This window comes from Pandoraea sp. PE-S2T-3, assembly GCF_002179965.1.
GTDB lineage: Bacteria > Pseudomonadota > Gammaproteobacteria > Burkholderiales > Burkholderiaceae > Pandoraea.
In genome coordinates this window covers 639,767-658,215 of record NZ_NGUQ01000018.1, presented here as the reverse complement: position 1 = coordinate 658,215, position 18,449 = coordinate 639,767, and the positions used below count along the sequence as shown (strand labels likewise).

Annotated in this window: 18 protein-coding genes; 17 read left to right on the top strand and 1 reads right to left on the bottom strand. The window is 63.0% G+C overall.

The window, feature by feature from the left end:
• Positions 1-39: 39 nt before the first annotated feature.
• From CDV46_RS18425 to CDV46_RS18405, 5 genes are all read left to right on the top strand, one after another.
• Positions 40-369 carry a (2Fe-2S) ferredoxin domain-containing protein gene (locus CDV46_RS18425; protein WP_058380043.1) on the top strand — a complete coding sequence of 110 codons (330 nt, stop codon included), beginning with the start codon at positions 40-42 and terminating at the stop codon, positions 367-369.
• Positions 370-502: 133 nt separating this feature from the next.
• Complete coding sequence (locus CDV46_RS18420; protein WP_087689980.1) at positions 503-1,132, top strand: alpha/beta hydrolase; 630 nt, start codon at positions 503-505, stop codon at positions 1,130-1,132.
• Positions 1,133-1,345: 213 nt separating this feature from the next.
• Positions 1,346-2,569: a D-alanyl-D-alanine carboxypeptidase family protein gene (locus CDV46_RS18415; RefSeq protein ID WP_058380044.1), complete on the top strand. Its 1,224-nt coding sequence runs from the start codon at positions 1,346-1,348 to the stop codon at positions 2,567-2,569.
• 163 nt (positions 2,570-2,732) lie between these two features.
• Entirely contained in the window at positions 2,733-3,581 is an 849-nt protein-coding gene (locus CDV46_RS18410; RefSeq protein WP_087689978.1) for a D-amino acid aminotransferase, read from the top strand.
• Positions 3,578-3,850, top strand: coding sequence for a DUF493 family protein (locus tag CDV46_RS18405; protein WP_087689976.1), 273 nt, complete (start codon positions 3,578-3,580; stop codon positions 3,848-3,850). Before CDV46_RS18410 ends, CDV46_RS18405 begins: the two co-directional genes overlap by 4 nt.
• Before the next feature lie 85 nt (positions 3,851-3,935).
• On the opposite strand, the gene CDV46_RS18400 is transcribed toward CDV46_RS18405, so the two are convergent.
• Positions 3,936-4,976 carry a transcriptional regulator GcvA gene (locus tag CDV46_RS18400; protein ID WP_087689974.1) on the bottom strand — a complete coding sequence of 347 codons (1,041 nt, stop codon included), beginning with the start codon at positions 4,974-4,976 and terminating at the stop codon, positions 3,936-3,938.
• Between the two features lie 112 nt (positions 4,977-5,088).
• Between CDV46_RS18400 and CDV46_RS18395 the strand changes: the two genes are divergently transcribed.
• From CDV46_RS18395 to CDV46_RS18340, 12 genes are all read left to right on the top strand, one after another.
• The gene (locus tag CDV46_RS18395; RefSeq protein WP_176399109.1) at positions 5,089-5,409 is read left to right on the top strand and encodes a DUF2917 domain-containing protein; all 321 of its coding nucleotides are present in this window, start codon (positions 5,089-5,091) and stop codon (positions 5,407-5,409) included.
• 183 nt (positions 5,410-5,592) lie between these two features.
• Positions 5,593-6,597: a DMT family transporter gene (locus CDV46_RS18390; RefSeq protein ID WP_087724088.1), complete on the top strand. Its 1,005-nt coding sequence runs from the start codon at positions 5,593-5,595 to the stop codon at positions 6,595-6,597.
• 60 nt (positions 6,598-6,657) lie between these two features.
• The gene (gene lipB, locus CDV46_RS18385; RefSeq protein WP_087689970.1) at positions 6,658-7,383 is read left to right on the top strand and encodes a lipoyl(octanoyl) transferase LipB; all 726 of its coding nucleotides are present in this window, start codon (positions 6,658-6,660) and stop codon (positions 7,381-7,383) included.
• Positions 7,384-7,406: 23 nt separating this feature from the next.
• Positions 7,407-8,411 carry a lipoyl synthase gene (gene lipA, locus CDV46_RS18380; protein ID WP_058377052.1) on the top strand — a complete coding sequence of 335 codons (1,005 nt, stop codon included), beginning with the start codon at positions 7,407-7,409 and terminating at the stop codon, positions 8,409-8,411.
• A 469-nt stretch (positions 8,412-8,880) separates the two neighbouring features.
• Positions 8,881-9,765, top strand: coding sequence for an N-formylglutamate amidohydrolase (locus CDV46_RS18375; protein ID WP_087724086.1), 885 nt, complete (start codon positions 8,881-8,883; stop codon positions 9,763-9,765).
• A complete protein-coding gene (locus tag CDV46_RS18370; RefSeq protein WP_058377054.1) occupies positions 9,765-10,544 on the top strand; it encodes an IclR family transcriptional regulator in 780 nt (259 codons plus the stop codon). The genes CDV46_RS18375 and CDV46_RS18370 overlap by 1 nt, the downstream gene beginning before the upstream one ends.
• Before the next feature lie 360 nt (positions 10,545-10,904).
• Complete coding sequence (locus CDV46_RS18365; RefSeq protein WP_087724084.1) at positions 10,905-11,876, top strand: ABC transporter substrate-binding protein; 972 nt, start codon at positions 10,905-10,907, stop codon at positions 11,874-11,876.
• Between the two features lie 25 nt (positions 11,877-11,901).
• A complete protein-coding gene (locus CDV46_RS18360; RefSeq protein WP_087724082.1) occupies positions 11,902-12,723 on the top strand; it encodes an ABC transporter permease in 822 nt (273 codons plus the stop codon).
• A gap of 10 nt (positions 12,724-12,733) precedes the next feature.
• Positions 12,734-13,528, top strand: a complete 795-nt coding sequence (locus tag CDV46_RS18355; RefSeq protein WP_058377057.1) for an ABC transporter ATP-binding protein — start codon at positions 12,734-12,736, stop codon at positions 13,526-13,528.
• A gap of 44 nt (positions 13,529-13,572) precedes the next feature.
• The gene (locus CDV46_RS18350; protein WP_058377058.1) at positions 13,573-14,859 is read left to right on the top strand and encodes a dicarboxylate/amino acid:cation symporter; all 1,287 of its coding nucleotides are present in this window, start codon (positions 13,573-13,575) and stop codon (positions 14,857-14,859) included.
• Between the two features lie 207 nt (positions 14,860-15,066).
• Positions 15,067-17,052, top strand: coding sequence for a sensor histidine kinase (locus CDV46_RS18345; protein ID WP_087724080.1), 1,986 nt, complete (start codon positions 15,067-15,069; stop codon positions 17,050-17,052).
• Positions 17,052-18,395, top strand: coding sequence for a sigma-54-dependent transcriptional regulator (locus tag CDV46_RS18340; RefSeq protein ID WP_087689960.1), 1,344 nt, complete (start codon positions 17,052-17,054; stop codon positions 18,393-18,395). The genes CDV46_RS18345 and CDV46_RS18340 overlap by 1 nt, the downstream gene beginning before the upstream one ends.
• The last annotated feature ends 54 nt before the right edge of the window (positions 18,396-18,449 follow it).

The following is an 18,449-nucleotide window of genomic DNA, read 5'->3' as shown; positions in this document are numbered from 1 at the left end:
GCCCGCAACAACGTTGCCAACCCCCACAGAGCGACCGACATGGCCACCCAGGCGCAGTATTACCAGCATCACGTCTTTTTTTGTCTGAATCAGCGCGAACCGGGCGCAGACCGGCCTTCTTGTGCGAATTGCAACGCTCAGGCGATGCAGGAATACGCGAAGAAGAAGGTCAAGCAGCTCGGGCTGGCCGGTCCCGGCAAAGTGCGGGTGAACAAGGCCGGTTGCCTTGATCGCTGCGAACTCGGCCCAGTCGTCGTGATCTATCCCGAAGGGACTTGGTACACATACATCGATGAGACCGACATCGACGAGATTGTCGAAAAGCATCTGGCGCAAGGCGAAATCGTCGAACGCCTGCTGATCGACTGACGCGGCCCGTCGCGTGCGTTCAGGCGCGCGTCCAGGTCTTATCAGGCGATACCAGAATCACGAGGCAATCCCGGCGCGACCGGACATTGCCGGACTCATCCGCTTTCATCAGGCTTCACGTCACGCATCACTCATGAACGCTCAAACCGAACGCTTTACCATCGACGGCCCGGTCGGGGCCATTGAAATCGCCATCGACCGTCCGGCGGGCGAATTGCGCGGCATCACGCTGGTGGCGCATCCGCACCCGCTCTTCGGCGGCACGCTCGACAACAAGGTTGCGCAGACGCTGGCGCGTGCCTTCGTGCAACTCGGTTACGCCGTGGTGCGCCCGAATTTCCGCGGTGTCGGCAAGTCGGAAGGCGAGCACGACAAGGGCATTGGCGAGCGCGACGACTTGCTGGCCGTCATTGACTGGATGCGTCAGCAACCGGGCTGGGATACGCCCCCGATGGCGCTCGCGGGCTTCTCGTTCGGCACGTTCGTGCTCTCGCATGTGGCCAAAACGCTGGCAGACGCCGGTACCCCCGCGCAACGTCTCGTGTTCGTCGGCACGGCCGCGAGCAACTGGGATGTGGCGCTCGTGCCGGCCGACACGCTCGTCATTCACGGCGAAGTGGACGACACGGTGCCTCTACAGTCGGTACTCGACTGGGCGCGTCCGCAAACGCTGCCGGTGGTGGTCATCCCCGGTGGTGAGCACTTCTTCCACGGCCTGCTGCCGCTGCTCAAGCAGATCGTGGTCGATGCGTGGCGCTATTGACACACATCGGGCGGATTTCGGGTGGTAACCCTCCCGACGCTGGGGTACGCAAATCACGGCGGGTATAATTCGTTCCTGAACCTGTCAGGCGATGCCGGGTCTATTGATTCCGACATGCCTGGCACCGGCACTTCGGTGCCGCTGTCCTCTTCACCGTGCCGCTTTCGTGTTTTTCCAATCGCGACAGTGCGCGCGGTGCTCAATCAAGCGCAGATGCCCCTGAGCCTCACTTCGTTTCTCTCTTCGCCAATGAAATTCAACGCTTCGCTGTCCCGTGCCGCCGCTGCCGCGGCGCTCGTCGCTTGTGGCTCGCTTGCTGCACTCCCGGCCCGTGCTCAACAGATTCCGCCGCCGCCGATGTCGGCCAAGGCGTGGACGATCGTCGACGTCACCAGCGGTCAGGTGCTCGCCGCCGGCGATCCGGAAGCGCGCGTGGAGCCGGCTTCGCTCACGAAGATCATGACCTCGTATCTGGTCTTCGAAGCGCTGCGCGACAAGCGCATTTCGATGGACCAGACGGTCATTCCGGGCGAGTCGGTACGCAAGGTGGGCCGCGACGAGTCGCGCACGTTCATCGAAGCGGGCAAGCCGGTCTCCGTGCACGATCTGGTGTACGGCATGATCATTCAATCGGGTAACGACGCGTCCATCGCGCTGGCCGAACTCATCGGCGGCTCGCAACCGGGCTTCGTCGAACTGATGAACCGTGCCGCGCAGCGTCTTGGCCTGAAGAACACGCACTACACCAACGTCGACGGCCTGACCGACCCGCAGCACTACACGACGGTGGCCGATATCGCCGCGCTGTCGACGCACATGATTCAAGACTTCCCCGAGTACTACAAGATCTACTCGGAGAAGAGCTTCACGTACAACAACATCCGCCAGCCGAACCGTAACCGTCTGCTGTCGCTCGACCCGACCGTCGATGGCCTGAAGACCGGCCACACGAAGGAAGCGGGTTATTGCCTCGTGTCGACGGCCTCGCGTCCGCTGCCGGGCACGCCCGGCGTGAACCGCCGCGTGCTGTCGGTCGTGGTGGGTGAGCCGACCGAGCGCGCGCGCGTGCAGGACAGCCTCTCGGCGCTGAACTACGGCTATCAGAACTTCGACACGCTGCGTGTTTACGGCGCGAATCAGGTCGTCGCTACGCCCAAGGTGTGGAAGGGCAAGGAAAGCGAGCTGAAGATCGGCGTGAAGAAGGACACCTTCATCACCGTGCCGAAGGGCGTGGCCGACAAGATCAAGCCGCAGCTCGAACTGCGTGAGCCGCTGATCGCCCCGATCGCGAACGGCGCGCAGGTCGGCACCGTCAAGGTCATGGCCGACGGCAAGCAACTGGCCGAATTCCCGGTCGTGGCGCTGGCCGACGTGGCGCAAGCCAGCTTCATCGGCCGCGCATGGGATGCGCTGCGCCTGATGTTCATGAAGAAATAAGGACGATCCCGTGGCCTGACGCCTGCGCGTCGCGGCACGGGGGTATGGCCGAACCGCATGACGGATCGGCGCCTCGCCGGTCAGGTCAGGCCGGCAAACGCGAGGCGCGCCCCAGAGGCGCGTTTTGCAATTTAGTCGTGCGCGACATGCGCCCCCTGCAAACATGGACAACCCCACCGTCTGGCTCAATGGCGACCTGATTCCGCTCAGTGACGCGAAGATTTCCGTTCTCGATCGCGGTTTCCTGTTCGGCGACGGCATTTACGAGGTCGTGCCCGTCTATCACGGCAAGCCGTTCCGTCTGGCGCAGCATCTCGACCGCCTTGAGCGCAGCCTCGCCGAGATTCGCATCGTCAATCCGTACACCCGTGCCGAATGGGAAGCGCTCTTCGCGCGCCTGTCGGCCACGTGTGCTGCCGATCCGCACAGCGTGTACGTTCAGGTCACGCGTGGCGTGGCACCGCGTCAGCACACGTTCCCGAAGGACATCACGCCGACCGTGTTCGGCATTGCCACGCCGCTCACGCTGCCGTCGCGCGAGAAGGTCGAGCACGGCGTAGGCGCCGTGACCCATGAAGACCGTCGCTGGCTCAATTGCCACATCAAGTCGACCTCGCTGCTGGGCAACGTGCTGATGGCGCAATACGCGGCCGATCACGACGTGCAGGAGACGGTGCAATTTCGCGATGGCTGCCTGACCGAGGCGTCGTCGAGCAACGTGTGGGTGATCAAGGGCGGTGAAATGTTTGCGCCGCCGCGTGATAATCGCATTCTGGAAGGCATTCGCTACGGCGCGCTCGAAGCCTTTGCCAAGGAATGTGGCGTGGCGTTCCACGAGCGCCCGGTGAGTGAAGAAGAAGTGCGAAACGCCGACGAGCTGCTGATCACGTCGGCGACCAAGGAAGTGCTGGCAGTCGTGCGTCTGGACGACAAGCCGGTGGGCGACGGCAAGCCGGGCCCTGTCTTCCGCGCACTGTATGCGGCTTATCAGCGAGCCAAGGAGGCGCTATGACGCCAGAGAACAAAGAAAGTCTGCTGGAGTTTCCGTGCGACTTTCCCATCAAGGTGATGGGCAAGATGCAGCCGGATTTTGCGGACGCCATCGTGGCGTTGCTGCGCGAGTTCGATGCCGAATTCGATGCAGCCACCGTCGAGATGCGTCCGTCCAGCTCGGGTAACTACCTCGGCCTGACGGTCACGGTGCGGGCCCACTCGAAGGCCCACCTCGACGATATCTATCGCGCACTCACCGGCCACCCGCTGGTCAAGGTCGTGCTGTAACGCGGTTGAGATGCCGGGCGACACGGCACGCGCGATGCGGGTGGCGTGTTACTCCTGCCGCATTCAGGCAGCATTCACGCCGCATTCACGCATGCGTCGGTGCGCCGTCGTCCGGCGGTAGCGCCGGTGCCAGCCCCAGTTGAGCGTCCGTCGTCAGCGTGCCTGCGGTAGACGCCATGCCGGCCGCGAGCGCTTCGGGGCTCGCCTGTGCCGGACGGCGCTGCATATGCATCACGGCCTCAAAAGCGGCCATTTCCTCCAGAAACCACGTGCGAAACGCTTGCACGCGCTGCGTTTCCAGCACCCCCGGCGGACACACGAAGTAGTAATCCCATTCGCATGGCGTATCGACATCCGACAGGCGCACCAGCCGTCCGGCCATGATGTCGCCCACCGCCAGCGAGCGCCGCACCAACGCCACGCCCTGACCGACGATGGCCGCTTGCGAGAGCATCCCCGAATCCTGATACATCATGCCCTGCGTCGGTTCGGGAATATCGAAGCCGGCCGCCGCAAACCACGGCGACCACGGCTCCCCTTCCGAGCGTAGCAACGTGCTGTGCCGCAATTCCGCCGCCGACTGGGGCAGACGCCCGCTGTTGTACGTCGGCGCGCAGGCCGGGAAGAACACGTCCTCGAGCACTTTTTCGATATGCAGGCCGGGCCAGTTGCCCTTGCCCATGCGAAGGGCGATGTCGACGTCGTCGCGCTCGAAGTCGATCAGCTCGGCGCTGCAACGCAACTCCACTTCCAGTTCGGGGTGACGGTCGATGAAGCGCCCGATACGGGGCGTGAGCCAACGGCTGGCGAACGACGGCATGGTGGTGAGTACCAATCGCCGCTCGCTGCGCGTGCCGGCCTGCAACTTGCGGGTGGCCTGCGCGATATCGCCGAGCGCGGCGCGGATCGACACCGCGTATTGCCGGCCAGCGGCCGTCAGGCTGATGCGCTTGCCGTTGCGGGCAAACAACTGCGTGCCCAGTTCCTGCTCCAGCGCGCGAATCTGGTGGCTGATGGCGCCGTGCGTGACGAACAGCTCCTCGGCCGCGCGGGAGAAGCTCTCCAGACGCGCGGCCGCTTCGAACGCGCGCAGAGCACTCAGATTGGGAAGTCTCCGAAGATCCATGTGAGCTTTATTCGCAAGGCCGTGAAAATATGTCGTTTGGTTAAGCGCTTGGCAGTCCCTATGATTCAGTCATTGTCTCGCACTGAGTGGGGGTCGTAAAATGCAAAACAATTTGACAAAGGTCCAGTATTTTTACGGCATCCGGCCGGGCGAAGTCGTCAGTCTCGACTTGCACCATGAGCATACGCTCGTCGCACGCGGCGCGGCAGTCTGGGTGACACGAGCCGGAGATCCGCGCGATTACTGGCTGATGCCGGGGCAGCGCCTCGCCGTGGAGCCGGGACGCCGTTACTGGGTGTCGTCGGACGACGGCGCCGAGGCCGAGCTCGAGCGCGAAGTGGCGCATCGTTTCCCGCTGGTGCGCGAGTTGCGCCGCTGGCTGGCCGGACGCCGTGCGGCACGTGAAGCGAATTCCTGCGCATCTGCCGCTTGATTTGCCTGCGGGCCACCGGCCCTCGTGGCTTTCCACAATCGTCAAACTTCACGCGTTCTCGCGGCAGATGATGCTGCGGAACGCGTGAGTCGTTTTAAACATTCACTTGATGTCAATTGAATTCACATCAAGGCGCGCAATAATCAAACGAAAATACGCTGCGATAGCGGGAGATTTGACTGAATGACGCAAGGTTCTACGCCGGCTCGCACGACACCGGCCATTTCCACGCCAGCCGCTGCCACGCCGATTAAGTCCGGCAACACGGGGCATGGCGCACCGGACGCCCACGCTGACGAGCGTCTGGGCCGTTGGTTGATGGTCGCTGCGATGGTGATTTCCGGCACGATCGGCTACTTCGTGCTGATGTCGGGGCAGCCGGCGCTCAATGTGGTGTTTTTCCGTTGCCTGATCGGCGCGGCCAGTCTGTGCCTGTGGTGCGCCTATCGCGGCTACTGGCGCGGCTTGCGTCTCGCGCGCTGGCAAATCGTGAACGTGACACTCGGGGCGATTACCCTCGTCTCAAACTGGTTTTTCCTGTTCAGCGCTTACAAGCTCACGTCGGTCGGCATTACGACGGTGGTCTACAACGTGCAGCCGTTCCTGCTGGTCATGGCGAGCGCGATTATCACGCGCGAGCGGCCATCGATGGCGACGCTCGGGTTTCTCGGTCTGGCGTTCGCGGGGCTGGTCATTCTGGCTGAACCGGGCGGCGTGCACGGCGCGGGCTACCTGCTCGGCGTGGCGAGTGCGCTGGCGGCGGCGTCGCTTTACGCGGCAACCACGTTGTTCACCAAGAAGCTGGCCGGCACCCTTCGGCCGGAGATCATTGCCGCACTGCACATGGTGATCGGCGCGGTGGTGTTCGTGTGGATGGCCGATTTCGGGCACCTCCCGAGCGGGCCGCGTCAGGTGGGCGCGATCGTCACGCTGGGCCTGTTCCATACGACATTCATGTACTTGCTGCTGTATGGCGCGTTCCAGAAGGCGTCGACATCGAGCCTCGCCGTGTTCGGCTTCGTATATCCGGTGGTGGCGGTGGCGGTCGACTTTCTGGCGTTCGGCATCGTGTTGCACCCGACCCAATGGCTGGGCGGGGTCATGATTCTGGTTGCTGCCGGGTGTTACGCGCGAGGGTTGGGCGCGGCGCCTGTGAAGAAGACAGCCAAGAAGGCAAGTGCAGCCTGAGCGTGAACTTCGCCGCGTCGGTCCGAGCAAGACGCGACGGGTTTCGTTAAAATCGCGTTCATGACCTCCCCGATCGAAGTGTGCTGGCGCGGCACCGAAGACTACGCCACATCGTTCGACGCCATGCGCGCCTACACCGATGCGCGTGGCGCGCACGGCCCGGATCAACTCTGGATCGTCCAGCATCCCCCCGTTTATACGCTGGGACTCGCCGGCGACCCGGCTCACCTGCTCATCGCCGATAGCGGCATTCCCCTCGTCAAAGTCGACCGAGGCGGCCAAATCACGTATCACGGGCCCGGCCAAGTGGTGATTTATCTGCTCGTAGACCTGCGCCGCCGCAAGCTTGGCGTGCGCGAACTGGTACGGCTGATCGAGCAGGCGGTGATTGATACCCTTGGAGCGTATAATCTCGCTGTTGAGCGCCGGGCTGGCGCGCCGGGCATCTATGTGAGCCCGGGCGACGGCACCGAAGCGCATGCTGGCGCGAAAATCGCCGCTCTCGGGTTGAAAATCCGCAACGGATGCAGTTATCACGGCGTGTCGCTGAACGTCGCGATGGATTTGCGCCCGTTCGACTGGATCAATCCGTGCGGTTACGCCGGTTTGCAAACCGTAGACATGGCCACGCTCGGCGTGGCCCCCCGCTGGGACGAAGTGGCCGCGCGACTGGCGCAGCAACTCGGCCATCACCTCGAACAGCACCCCGCGTCGGCCGATGCCGCGCCACCTGCCGACGCTGCGCCCCACGCAGACCCGGCAGCCAGCGCGAACGCCGCCGCCTGAATGGACGCCTGGAAAGCCCCATCATGACCACCACCGTGAACGACACCGCGAGCAAGGAAGTTCGCACGATCGATGGCGAATACGACGCCACCGCCAAGCAAAAGTCGCAAGCCAAGACCGCGCGCATTCCGATCAAGATCGTGCCGATCGAGCGCTTGAAGAAGCCGGACTGGATTCGCGTGAAGGCAGCGACGCACACGTCGCGGTTCTACGAGATCAAGCAGATTCTGCGCGAGCACAACCTTCACACCGTGTGTGAAGAGGCGAGCTGCCCGAATATCGGCGAGTGCTTCGGTAAAGGCACGGCCACCTTCATGATCATGGGTGACAAGTGCACGCGCCGCTGCCCGTTCTGCGACGTGGGCCATGGCCGTCCGGACCCGCTCGACGTGGACGAGCCGCTGAACCTCGCGAAGACCATCGCGGCAATGCGCCTGAAGTACGTGGTGATCACCAGCGTCGACCGTGACGACCTGCGCGACGGCGGTGCCCAGCACTTTGTCGATTGCATTCGCCATGTGCGCGAGCTCTCGCCGCAGACCCGTATCGAAATCCTGACGCCGGACTTCCGTGCGCGTCTGGACCGTGCGCTGGGCATCCTCAACGCGGCTCCGCCCGACGTCATGAACCACAACCTCGAAACGGTGCCGCGCCTGTACAAGGAAGCGCGCCCGGGCTCGGACTATCAGCACTCGCTGACGCTGCTCAAGGAATTCAAGGCCGCACATCCGGACGTTTCGACGAAGTCCGGCCTGATGGTCGGTCTGGGCGAGACGGATGAGGAAATTCTGGAAGTGATGCGCGATCTGCGTGCCCACAACGTCGACATGCTGACGATCGGCCAGTATCTCCAGCCGTCGGAACACCACCTCGCGGTGCGTCGTTACGTGACTCCGGACACCTTCAAGATGTTCGAAGAAGAGGCCTACAAGATGGGCTTCACGCACGCTGCGGTGGGCGCGATGGTTCGTTCGAGCTATCACGCTGACGTGCAGGCGCACGAAGCCGGTGTGGCCGACGCTATCTGACGCGAAGCCCATGCCCTCGGGCCAAAGCCCGAAGCAAGTCGTAGCAAAAAAGCAGCGGACTGTCCCCGGACGGTCCGCTTTTTTATTGGGCGGAGCGCTTAGCATGCGCAGAGTGATCGGACGTGGCTGGGCGTGGGTAGTCGTTTTTCGAGCGCCGACGTATTTCACGCGCCGGAAAAGTCATTACGAGCCATCACAGACGTCGCCCGGTTCATCACGTAATACGCTCACGAAACGCCCGCGACCGTAGGCAAAACCTACGGAACGCTGGCCGTTCTACTGGCAACTTCGGTCAATCGACATACCTGCATCCGCAACTCGCCGGCAGCCACGCCGAAATATGTTGTAACAACCATCACCTTGTCGGCCCCTCGGCGTTGTTTCAGAATATTGAAACCTTGTTTTGCTGGTCAAAACGAAGGGCTCCCTATGAATAGGCGAGCGTTCCGAACGTACGCGAGGAGACGGCATGTCCCGTCAGGTCACCGAGGGCCGATATTTTGTGGAAGCGCCGCAAGCCGGGCGAGGGGGGCAACTGTGCCGCCTGCCGCTGGTCTTCGACGCCCCGCACAGCGGCCAGGTGTTCCCGCCCGACTTCGACACCATCGCGCCGACGGCGGCAATTCACGCGTGTGGCGACGCCTACGTCGACGAACTGTGGTCCATCGTCACGCAACACGGTGCGACGCTCGTTGCCGCGCTCTTCCCGCGGGCCTATATCGACCCGAATCGCGCCGTCCACGACCTCGACCCCGAGTTGATCGCGAGTCTGTGGCCGCACGATGCGCGTCCCGAGGCGTATAGCGAGCGCGGTGTCGGCCTGCTGCATCGCTTTGCCGCACCGAACGTGCCGCTCTACGACCGCCGCCTGAGCGTGGCCGAGGTGGAGCGCCGCATCAACGATTACTACCTGCCCTACCGTCAGGCGTTGCGCGACGCGCTCGACGCCGCCCGCAACGAATACGGCGTGGTCTGGCATCTCGATTGCCACTCCATGAGCTCGCGCGGCGGCGCACTCGACCCCGATGCCGGGATGTCGCGCGCCGATGTGATCGTGAGCGACTACGACGGCACCACCGCCGACCCCGCGTTCTCGCAATGGCTGGTCGACGAGTTCACGCGACTGGGGTTTCGCGTCGCCTACAACACGCCTTATCGCGGCGGCGACATCGTGCGCCACTTCGGCCGGCCCGCAGAGCGTCGGCACAGTGTGCAGATCGAGCTGAACCGGGCGCTCTACATGAATGAATCACGCGACGAGAAACATGAAGGTTTCTCGTCGCTGCAATCGCAACTTGGGCAATTTGCGGCGGCGCTCGCCGCGTATGCCGAACAACATAGCGAGGAAGCTTGATGGACTACACAGTCGCTTCGGTCGACACGGCGCTTTCGCTGCTGTCGCTGGTCGGGGAATGCCCCGGTCTGGGTGTGACGGAACTGGCGCAACGCGCCGGCCTGAACAAGTCGCGTGCCTTTCGCCTGCTGGCGACGCTCGAACAGCATCGCTGGGTCGTGCGCGAGGGCAGTCCCGTCACCTACGTGCTCGGTGCGCAAGCGCTGGTACTGGGCGTGGCCGGCCACGAGCAGGTGAATCTGGTGAAGGTGGCGCATCGCCATATCCAGTCGCTCAACCGCGCGCTCAACGAAAACATTCAGCTGCGTGTGCGCGATGGCCTTGAGTCGCTGTGCGTCGCCCGCGTGGAATCGACCCACGAACTGCGCGTGCACGGCGTGGTCGGCAATCGCCGCCCGCTGTACGTCGGCGCGTCGGGGCGCGTGCTGCTGGCATTCGCGTCGGACGACGTGCGCGCTCAGGTGCTGGGCCGCCCGCGCAAGCGCTTCACCGCCGGCACGCTGATCGAGCGTGACGAACTGGCGGCGGAACTGCTCAACGTGCGCACGCAAGACTGCGCCGTGAGCTTCGGTGAGCTGGCCCCGGAGGCCGTCTCGGTCGCCGTGCCGGTGCGCGATGCGTCGGGCGAAGTGATTGCATCGCTGTCGGCGTCGGGCCCGTCCTCGCGCATGACGCGTGCGTTGCTGCCGGACATCTCGTCGCGTCTGTCGACCTGCGCTGCGGAAATCTCCGCCGAGCTGGGTTATCAGGTGCAAGTGCCGGAAGTGCTCTCGGCCTGAGGCCGTCAGCCATCCGACCGTTGTCTTGATGGGCTGACGCTTCGGCAGCGTCGGCCCATTGTCACGCCATCTCCCCCGCGACGGATTTTTCATCGTTGCGTTGTGCGGCCGCGTTCTCGGGGTTTGCCCCCATCCGCTTTACGTCATTTCCCGATTTCACTCAATTTTCTGGAAATCCGGAAACAATATCCCGCGTTTTTCCGGATTTCCGTATACCCGACCATCGGGTTTTCCACACTTTCTCTCAAATAAATCAAAGACATAACTTGCTGGCATGACTATTGCTTTCTAACGCGCGTGCTGCTGCGTTGTCTGGATTCCCGATAACGCGCAAGCCGATCTAATAAGAGAGGAGACCTTATGTTCAAGCAATGTCTTGCCGCCGCGGCCTTGTGCGCGGTTTCGCTGCACGCTTTCGCCGACGATCTGGTGCGTCTGGGCAACCTGAAGTTCGCCCACTACGGCGCCGTGTCGTACATGAAAGTGATTGGCCCGAAGTACGGCCTGAAGATCGAAGAGCGCATGTTCGCGAAGGGCGTGGACATCATGCCGGCGATCGTGGCCGGTCAGATCGACGTGTCGGCAAGCGCGCTTGACGCCGCTATTGCTGGCCGTGCGCAGGGGGCGCCGATCTATGCAGTGGCAGGTTTCGCCAAGGGTGGCGTGCGCCTGGTGTCGAAGAAGGGCATCGCTGTCACGAAGGTGGCCGATCTCAAGGGCAAGAAGGTAGGCGTGGCCCGTGGCGGCGCGCAGGAACTCATCCTCTACGCAGAACTGGCCAAGGCCGGTCTCACGTGGTCGGATCAGCCGGGTGCCAAAGACGTGCAGATTCTGTTCATGGCCTATGCCGATCTGAATCAGGCCCTCGCCGCCGGCAGCATCGACGCCATGTGCCAGTCGGAGCCGCAAGCCTCGCAAGCCATCAACAAGGGCTTCGGCGTCGAAATGCTCAAGCCGTACGACACGCCCATCGGCGAACCGGTGCGTGCGCTCGTGATCACCGAAAAGCTCTACAAAGAAAAGCCGGACGTCGCGCAGCGCCTGATGTATGCCTTCGTCGAAGCGACCGACTACTTCATCAAGAACCCGCAAGCGGCCGAGAAGTACGTGCGTGAAGACATGTTCAAGAACCAGATCACGCAGCAAGACTTCTCCGACGCCATCGGCAACTCGCCGTATAGCTACGATCTGAGCACCTCGCACGTGCAACTGACCACCGACCTGATGAAGCAGTACGGCGTGGGCAAGCTGCAAGATCCGGTGCCGAAGGCTAACGACTGGGTCAAGCTCGACCTGCTCGCCAATGCCAAGACCAAGCTGAACATCAAGTAAGGCGAGGTCACTAGTGGCAGCTGTTATGGCGTCTTCCGGCACGCGCGCTTCGCGCGCGCTACGCGGCGTGTTGATTCCGCTCTCGGTCGTGGTGATCTGGCAGATCGTCACCGGCCTGGAGTGGATCAACCCGATCATTCTTCCTTCACCGCTCGCCGTCGTGGCCAAGTGGTGGCAGTACCTCAAGCCGACGGTGACGATGGCCGAAGGCTTCGGCGCGTGGCTGCATTCGAGCGAGCTGCTCACCGATGCGGCCAACAGTCTCTATCGCGTGATCATGGGCTTTCTGGTCGGCACGGTGATTGCCCTGCCGCTCGGTCTGCTCATGGGCACGAGCCCCCGTATTTACGGCCTGTTCAACCCGCTGGTGCAGGTGGTGCGCCCGATTCCCCCGATCGCGTACATCCCGCTGGCCATTCTGTGGTTCGGTCTCGGCAACCCGCCGGCGTTCTTCCTCATCGCGCTCGGGGCGTTTTTCCCGGTGCTGATGAACACGATCGCCGGGGTGCGCCATGTCGACGGCATCTATCTGCGCGCCGCACGCAATCTGGGCGCCGGCCAGTTCACGATCTTCCGTCGCGTGATCATGCCGGCCGCTACGCCGTACATCCTGTCGGGCATTCGCATCGGTATCGGTACCGCTTTCATCGTGGTGATCGTGGCCGAGATGATTGCCGTGAACAACGGCCTCGGCTACCGCATTCTGGAAGCGCGCGAGTACATGTGGTCCGACAAGATCATCGCCGGCATGCTGACCATCGGCCTGCTCGGTCTGGTGATCGATCTGGGCATGGATCGTCTCAATAACCACCTGCTCAAGTGGCATCGTGGTCTGGAAACCAAGTGAGGCGAACGACATGCTGATCGAAATCGAACACGTCAACAAACAGTTCGCCGTTCCCGGCGGCACCGTCGATGCGCTCAAGAACATCGACCTGAAGATCGGTACGGGCGAGTTCGTCTGCCTGCTGGGGCCTTCGGGCTGCGGCAAGTCGACGCTGCTCAACGCGCTGGCCGGCTTCGTGCAGCCCACCTCGGGTGCGATTCGTATCGATGGCCGCGCCGATGCGGCCGCCGAGCCGGGTCCGGACCGCGGCATGGTGTTCCAGGAGTACGCGCTGTTTCCGTGGATGACAGTGGCGCAGAACATTGCGTTCGGACTGGAAATCAAGGGCATGAAGCGCGCCGAGATCAACGAGCGCGTGGACTTGCTGCTGGGCAAACTCAATTTGCGCGAGTTCCGCGAGCGGTTTCCGCGCGACCTGTCGGGCGGCATGCGTCAGCGTGTGGCGATTGCCCGCGTACTGGCGCTCGACAGCCCGATCATGCTCATGGACGAGCCGTTCGGCGCGCTCGACGCGCTCACGCGTCGTACGTTGCAGGACGAGCTGCTGCGCATCTGGGAGGAATTCAAGAAGACGATCATTTTCGTCACACACAGCATCGAGGAGTCGATCTATCTGGCCGACCGGGTCGTCGTCATGACGTACCGGCCGGGCACGGTCAAGCGGGACATGGCAATCGAATTGCCGCGTCCGCGCGATACGGCAGGCAGTGAATTCAATGAATTGAAGAAGGAGCTGGCCCAGATGGTGATGGAGGAGCAAATGCGCTTCGCGCAAAGCGAGATCCGCGGGGTCACCGCAGATTAATAACAAGGGCGGTGGCTTGCCCCGCCGCCTGAAGAGGAAACAACATGCAAACGAAGACCAAGAAACCCTTTTATCGCATCCTGTACGTACAGGTGCTGATCGCCATCGTCATCGGCGTCCTGCTCGGTCACTTCAAGCCCGATCTGGCCGTGCAGATGAAGCCGCTCGGCGATGCGTTCATCAAGCTGATCAAGATGATCATCGGCCCGGTGATCTTCTGTACCGTCGTGACCGGTATTGCCGGCATGGAAGACATGAAGAAGGTCGGCCGCGTTGGTGGTAAGGCCCTGATCTACTTCGAAGTCGTCTCGACGCTCGCACTGGTCATCGGTCTGATGGCCACGCACATCCTGAAGCCGGGTGCCGGCTTCAACGTCGACATCAACTCGCTCGATCCGAAGGCGATCGCCGGCTACGCCGAAAAGGCAGCGCATGGCGACACGTTCGTCGACTTCCTGCTGCACCTGATTCCGAACACGATTACCGATGCGTTCGCCAAGGGTGAGATTCTCCAGATCCTCGTGATCGCTGTGCTGTTCGGTGCCGCGTTGGGCATGATCGGTGAGCGCGGCCGCGTGGTGACGGGCTGGATCGACAGCGTCTCGGGCGTGCTGTTCCGCGTGGTGCACATCATCACCAAGGTCGCCCCGCTGGGTGCCTTCGGTGCGATGGCCTTCACGATCGGCAAGTACGGTATCGCGTCGCTGGTGCCGCTGGCCAAGCTCATGGGCACGTTCTACCTGACGTCGTTCCTGTTCGTGATCGTCGTGCTGGGTCTGATCGCCAAGTTCACCGGGTTCTCGATCTTCCGCTTCCTCGCTTACATCAAGGAAGAGCTGCTGATCGTGCTGGGTACGAGCTCGTCGGAAGCTGCGCTGCCGCACCTGATGGAAAAGATGGAAAAGGCCGGTTGCTCGAAGTCGGTGGTGGGTCTGGTGATCCCGACCGGTTACTCGTTCAACCTGGACGGCACGAACATCTACATGACGATGGCCGTGCTCTTCATCGCGCAAGCAACGAACATCGATCTGACCTGGGGCCAACAGCTCACGCTGCTCGCCGTGGCGATGCTGACCTCGAAGGGCGCCTCGGGCGTGACCGGCGCGGGCTTCATCACGCTGGCCGCAACGCTGGCCGTGATTCCGACGATTCCGGTCGCCGGGATGGTGCTGATTCTCGGTATCGATCGCTTCATGAGCGAGTGCCGTGCCCTGACGAACATCTGCGGCAACGGCGTTGCCACGATCGTTGTGTCGGCCTGGGAAAAGGAACTGGACCGCAAGAAGCTCGCCGAAGCGATGTCGGGCAAGAAGGGTCCTGAGCTGGCCTGACGGCCAGCCGGTGGCGGGGGCAGGCGATAACCCTGGACTCCGCCACCGGGAACATTCGCCACCGGGCGGTGCGGCACAGGCACAATAGCGCCTGAGCTTCGCCGCCCGGTGGTCCTTTGGTTCCGCGATGACGACAGGCAGTGCGCCCGCACGCTGCCTGCCGTCATCGCCTGAACCGGCAATGCAAGAGGCGTAACACCGCCAACCATGGCCACCCCGCAAGACAACTCGATCCGCGCACGTCAGAGCGATCTCCCGCCGGGAGCGATCGCATCGCACGTGAGCCCTGCGGACCGCCGGCGCGACGAAGTCCCGATCGAACTCGAGAGGACTGTGCCGATGCGCCGTTGGATGTGGATCGCCGCCATGCTGGTGGTGAGCACGCTGTTTTGCTGGTTGACGTATGCGCTGAGCTGGCAGCGCGGCGTGGCCGACCTGCGTGTGAACGCCGGTGCGCGCGTGGAGCGCTACGCCGGCAGCTTGCGCAGCACCGTCGACCGCTATGAATTTCTGCCGTATCTGCTCTCGCTGCATCCGTACGTGCACGATTTGCTGCTGCACCCCGAGGACCGCGCGGTGGTGCAGCGCGCCAACGACTATCTGTTCGATGTGAACCAGCGCGCGAAGGCGTCGGCGGCGTATGTCATCGATGCCAAAGGACTTGCCCTCGCGGCCAGCAACTGGCGTGAAAAGGCCACATTTGTCGGGCAGGAGTATCGCTTCCGGCCGTATTTCATCGATGCGATCGGCGGCGGGCTGGGGCGGTTCTACGGGGTGGGCACGACGTCGGGTGAGCCGGGCTACTTCGTGTCGCAGGCGATTCTGGTCGACGGCAAGATTCAGGGCGTGGTCGTCGTCAAACTGAATCTGGAGTGGTTTCAGCGCGCCGGGGCCGATGCTTCGGAGCCGGTGGTGGTGGCGGACGATCATGGCGTCGTGTTTCTGTCGTCGGAGCCGCGCTGGCAGTATCGTGCGCTCGCGCCGTTGACGCCGGAGGTGACGGCGGCGCTGGAGAGCACGCGGCAGTATTACAACCAGCACATCACACCGCTGAACTGGAGTGCCGACGAGCGGTTGGATGCCGATGGTGAAGTCGTGACCGTGCGCGACGGGCGTGGGGCTGGCAAGACGCGGCGTTTTCTCGCTGTGCAGCGCAAGCTTGGCGAGCCTGACTGGACGCTGATGTATTTCGCGCCGCTTGATCAGGTGATTGCCAACGCGCGTATTGCGGCGGTCGCGGCGGCGTGTCTGGCGGCGTTCACGTGTTTGCTTGGCGTGGCGTGGAATCAGCGCCGTCAGCGCGTTCGCGATATGTTGAAGAGTCGCGAATTGCTGCAATCGGCGTATGCAGAGTTGGGCGAGCGCGTGGCTGAACGCACGGCCGATCTGCAATCGGCCAATGAGCGCTTGCAGACCGAAGTGCAGGAGCGCTCGCGCACCGAGCACGAATTGCGCGATGCGCAGAGCGAACTGGTGCAGGCGTCGAAACTGGTGGCGCTCGGGCAGATGGCGGCCGGTATCACGCATGAATTGAATCAGCCGCTGTCCGCGCTGCGCAGCTTCTCGGATAACACGCGCGTGCTGCTCGACCGCGAGGAATACGGCGCGGCGCGCGAGAACCTTGAGGCCATTGCGTCGCTCACCGATCGCATGGGCCGCATCACGGGCCAGTTGCGACTGTTTGCCGGACGCGCACGCCGGGGTGACAGCGAGGCATCGGTACGCCGCGCGCTCGATAACACGATGATGTTGTTGCGCGGGCGTATGGCAGGGATTCAGGTGACACAGACGTTCACCGACGGGCTCGCCGACGTGCAGGTGGCCTGCGAGAGTCTGCGGCTTGAGCAGGTGTTGATCAATGTGGTGGGTAACGCCATCGACGCCGTGGTGAGTGTGCCGCAACCGCAGGCGCAGCCCTCGATCTGGATCGATGTGGATGCGGATGATCAGTGGGTGCGCATTTATGTGCGCGACAACGGACCCGGCATCGCAGAGGCGCATATTCCGCGTCTGTTCGAACCGTTTTTCAGTACCAAGGAGGGTGGTCAGGGTATGGGACTCGGACTCGCCATCTCATCGTCCATCGCTCAGGAAAACGGCGGCCAACTGGTCGCGCGTAATGTACCGGGCGGTGGTGCGGAATTTCTCGTGACGCTGCGCCGCGTACCTCGCGCCAGCGGGGCAATCGAATGATGTACAAGAACCTGCAAATTCTCTTCGTCGAAGACGACGAACTCGTGCGGCGCGCGACGCTGCAAAGCTTGCAACTCGCAGGGCTGGACGCTTTCGGACTCGCGTCTGCCGAAGCGGCGCGCGAACGCATTACGCCGGACTTCGCCGGCATCGTCGTGTCCGACATTCGACTCATCGGCATGAGCGGGCTGGAATTGCTCGCGCATCTGCGCCAGCACGCCCCGGAAGTGCCGGTGATTCTGGTCACGGGGCATGGCGACATTTCGATGGCCGTGCAGGCGATTCGCGACGGCGCTTACGATTTCATCGAGAAGCCGTTTGCGCCGGACCGTCTCATCGAATCGGCCAAACGCGCGCTCGAAACACGCAAGCTCATGCTGGAAAATCAGGCACTTCGCCGGGAACTGGCGGAGCAGGGCGGGCGCGCATCGCGCATCATCGGACGCAGCCCGTCGATGGAGACCATGCGCACGCTGATTGCCAACGTCGCCATGACGGATGCGCCGGTGCTGATCAACGGCGATACCGGCACGGGCAAGGAGTTGGTCGCGCGCAGTCTGCATGAACTGTCGCGGCGTCGCGATGCGCCGTTCGTTGCGCTCAATTGCGGGGCGTTGCCGGAAGCGATCTTCGAGAGCGAGATGTTCGGCCACGAGGTCGGCGCGTTCACAGGGGCTGCCAAGCGTCGCATCGGCAAGCTGGAACACGCGTCGGGCGGCACGCTTTTCCTCGACGAGATCGAGAGCATGCCGGCGACGTTGCAGGTCAAGCTGCTGCGCGTATTGCAGGACGGCGTGCTTGAGCGGCTCGGCTCGAACCAGATGATTCGCGTGGATTGCCGTGTGGTGGCGGCGGCCAAGGGCGACATGGAGCAACTGGTGCGTGAGGGCACGTTCCGGCGCGACTTGTATTACCGGTTGAATGTGGTGACGCTGGCGTTGCCGCCGCTGCGCGAGCGACGCGAAGACATCGTGCCGCTGTTCGAGCACTTTCTGCTGGACGCGGCGGTGCGTTATGGACGGCCTGCGCCGCTGGTGACGGAGCGTATGCGCCAGGAGCTGATGCAGTCAGATTGGCCGGGCAACGTGCGTGAGCTGCGAAATGCGGCGGACCGTCTGGTGCTCGGAGTGGCGAGCGCGCCGCAAGACGATTCGCATGCGCCGTTGCCGCTCAAGGAGCAGGTGGAGCGCTTCGAGCGTGCGGTGTTGCAAGAGGCGCTGGACCACAGCAAAGGCAATGTCGCGGCGACGGCCGAGGCGCTGCATGTGCCGAAAGCCACGTTGTATGAAAAGCTCAAGCGGTATGGTTTGCAGACGAAGGGGCAGGGTGAGGGGGAGCGGTAAACCATTCACACGATGCTGCTAGCAACAAAAAAGCGCCCTAGGGCGCTTTTTGTT

Excerpts from the sequence above, each read along its gene's own strand:
- CDV46_RS18425 (WP_058380043.1), top strand. The coding sequence starts at position 40 with ATGGCCACCCAGGCGCAGTATTACCAGCATCACGTCTTTTTTTGTCTG.
- CDV46_RS18420 (WP_087689980.1), top strand. The coding sequence starts at position 503 with ATGAACGCTCAAACCGAACGCTTTACCATCGACGGCCCGGTCGGGGCC.
- CDV46_RS18415 (WP_058380044.1), top strand. The coding sequence starts at position 1,346 with ATGCCCCTGAGCCTCACTTCGTTTCTCTCTTCGCCAATGAAATTCAAC.
- CDV46_RS18410 (WP_087689978.1), top strand. The coding sequence starts at position 2,733 with ATGGACAACCCCACCGTCTGGCTCAATGGCGACCTGATTCCGCTCAGT.
- CDV46_RS18405 (WP_087689976.1), top strand. The coding sequence starts at position 3,578 with ATGACGCCAGAGAACAAAGAAAGTCTGCTGGAGTTTCCGTGCGACTTT.
- CDV46_RS18400 (WP_087689974.1), bottom strand. The coding sequence starts at position 4,976 with ATGGATCTTCGGAGACTTCCCAATCTGAGTGCTCTGCGCGCGTTCGAA.
- CDV46_RS18390 (WP_087724088.1), top strand. The coding sequence starts at position 5,593 with ATGACGCAAGGTTCTACGCCGGCTCGCACGACACCGGCCATTTCCACG.
- lipB (WP_087689970.1), top strand. The coding sequence starts at position 6,658 with ATGACCTCCCCGATCGAAGTGTGCTGGCGCGGCACCGAAGACTACGCC.
- lipA (WP_058377052.1), top strand. The coding sequence starts at position 7,407 with ATGACCACCACCGTGAACGACACCGCGAGCAAGGAAGTTCGCACGATC.
- CDV46_RS18375 (WP_087724086.1), top strand. The coding sequence starts at position 8,881 with ATGTCCCGTCAGGTCACCGAGGGCCGATATTTTGTGGAAGCGCCGCAA.
- CDV46_RS18370 (WP_058377054.1), top strand. The coding sequence starts at position 9,765 with ATGGACTACACAGTCGCTTCGGTCGACACGGCGCTTTCGCTGCTGTCG.
- CDV46_RS18365 (WP_087724084.1), top strand. The coding sequence starts at position 10,905 with ATGTTCAAGCAATGTCTTGCCGCCGCGGCCTTGTGCGCGGTTTCGCTG.
- CDV46_RS18360 (WP_087724082.1), top strand. The coding sequence starts at position 11,902 with ATGGCGTCTTCCGGCACGCGCGCTTCGCGCGCGCTACGCGGCGTGTTG.
- CDV46_RS18355 (WP_058377057.1), top strand. The coding sequence starts at position 12,734 with ATGCTGATCGAAATCGAACACGTCAACAAACAGTTCGCCGTTCCCGGC.
- CDV46_RS18350 (WP_058377058.1), top strand. The coding sequence starts at position 13,573 with ATGCAAACGAAGACCAAGAAACCCTTTTATCGCATCCTGTACGTACAG.
- CDV46_RS18345 (WP_087724080.1), top strand. The coding sequence starts at position 15,067 with ATGGCCACCCCGCAAGACAACTCGATCCGCGCACGTCAGAGCGATCTC.
- CDV46_RS18340 (WP_087689960.1), top strand. The coding sequence starts at position 17,052 with ATGTACAAGAACCTGCAAATTCTCTTCGTCGAAGACGACGAACTCGTG.